1 pseudogene is annotated in these 1,758 nt (G+C 42.7%); it reads left to right on the plus strand.

Annotation, left to right across the window (positions count from 1 at the left end):
• The first annotated feature begins 410 nt into the window (after positions 1-410).
• Positions 411-1,615, plus strand: a pseudogene (locus AC1DLI_RS34245) (IS110 family RNA-guided transposase).
• Positions 1,616-1,758: the final 143 nt, after the last annotated feature.

The following is a 1,758-nucleotide window of genomic DNA, read 5'->3' on the forward strand; positions in this document are numbered from 1 at the left end:
GCCGCCGTGCAGAACATGAAGAAGATCGCCCTCCACTTGGAACGGAGGGCGTAAGAGGTTTAAACCCTCGGGCGTAAGAGGTTTAAACCCTCTGTTTCTCACGAAAAGAGAGGATAAAAAAACAAAAGAGAAACCTGTCGTTTTGAAAAAACGTGGGTTTCTCTACAAGCTGGGGATCAACCAGTTCTTTCTGGTTGATCCTTTTTTCATTTTCTTTAAGGATTAAGGTAGCCGGTTCGAACGTTCCTGCCCGTGGGACTTGATCCCGAGCGCTATAATGTTCACCCCTACTTGTCATGACTATGATTGAGGCTGGTTGGGACGCGAGATCCCGTATAACAAGCGATGCTATAGAGCGACAAGAAAAATCATTAGGGTTGCTGGTAAATCTATATGTTTGGAGAGATCGAATGAATCCAGTTATCGGTCTAGATATTTCTAAAGAAGAAAGCCACGGACAAGCCTTTTTAGAGCGTGGAAAACCGTACAGAGGAACGTTTCATTTCGAGCATACTCGGGAAGGACTTTCACAACTGCTTCAAACTATTCAGGACCTTGAGCATGTGGCAAGACAACGTCCTTTGCTTATTCTAGAAGCCACTGGACATTATCAAAGCCCCATTGTTCAGTTTCTTGAGGAGCATCACTATCTATACATTGTCATTAATCCGCTCATCTCGAATCGACTTAGGAAGTCCAACCTTCGTAAAGTGAAAACGGATGCTGTAGATGCCTACCTTTTAGGAGAACTGTACTACAAAGAAGAGTTTGAGCCTTTAAGAAAAGGGGTGTCCAACTGCTCAACCTACGTTATTTGACAAGGCAATATGAGTCTCTTTCAAAAATGTGTGTGCAGACTAAGTTGCAATTCCAAGCTGTGTTAGATCAGGTTTTCCCTGCTTACAAAGGTGTCTTTGGAGCTATGTATTCAGGCGTTTCACTACGGTTTTTAAGTGAATTTCCAACCTCATGTTCCGTTTTGCAAACGGAAGAAGAAACGCTACATGCCAAAATTAAAGAGTTTCTTTCAACGAATCGAGGCCGTTCAGAGAGTTGGATTGACGAGCGAGTCAAGCGGTTACTGCATGCAGCAAAACAAAATCCTTTTGAGCAAACCATGTACATGAGTCACTTAATTAACTTAAGGGTTCTCATAACCCTGATCCTTCAGTACCAGGAGCATCTTGCTAAGTTGGAACAAAACATCGATGCCCTGGCCGAAGAAATCGAAGAGTATGATTTAATCCAGTCGATCCCCGGTATTGGCCATAAAATTGCGGCAACAATTTTATCAGAAATCGGAGAAATCGACCGATTTGATCATCCAAAAAAGCTGGTCGCCTTTGCTGGTATCGACCCAAGTGTCTTCGCTTCAGGTAAGTTTACGGCAACCCGATATCGGATCACTAAACGCGGTTCTAGACAGCTCCGTTATGCTCTGGTTATGGCTGTTCAGTGTGGGCTTATTCGTTCCCGAAATATGCGAATCAAAGCGTTCTACGATCGCAAAAGAGCCGAAGGAAAGCCGCATAAGGTGGCTCTAGTCGCATGTGCAAATAAGCTGGCTCACTGGCTCTATACCATCTTGAAAAGTAAAAAGGCATTCCGACAATAAATAAATATTGGTATAACCTTCCAATATAAAGATTAGATTGGAGGGTTATTTGGCATGCTTATTTTCACTATACCACATGATTTAAACTCACTTTACTGGTAATCTTGACTAGCTATTAGCTGGTATAGCTTAATAAAATGAGC

This window comes from Paenibacillus sp. 01T443 (assembly GCF_056398325.1).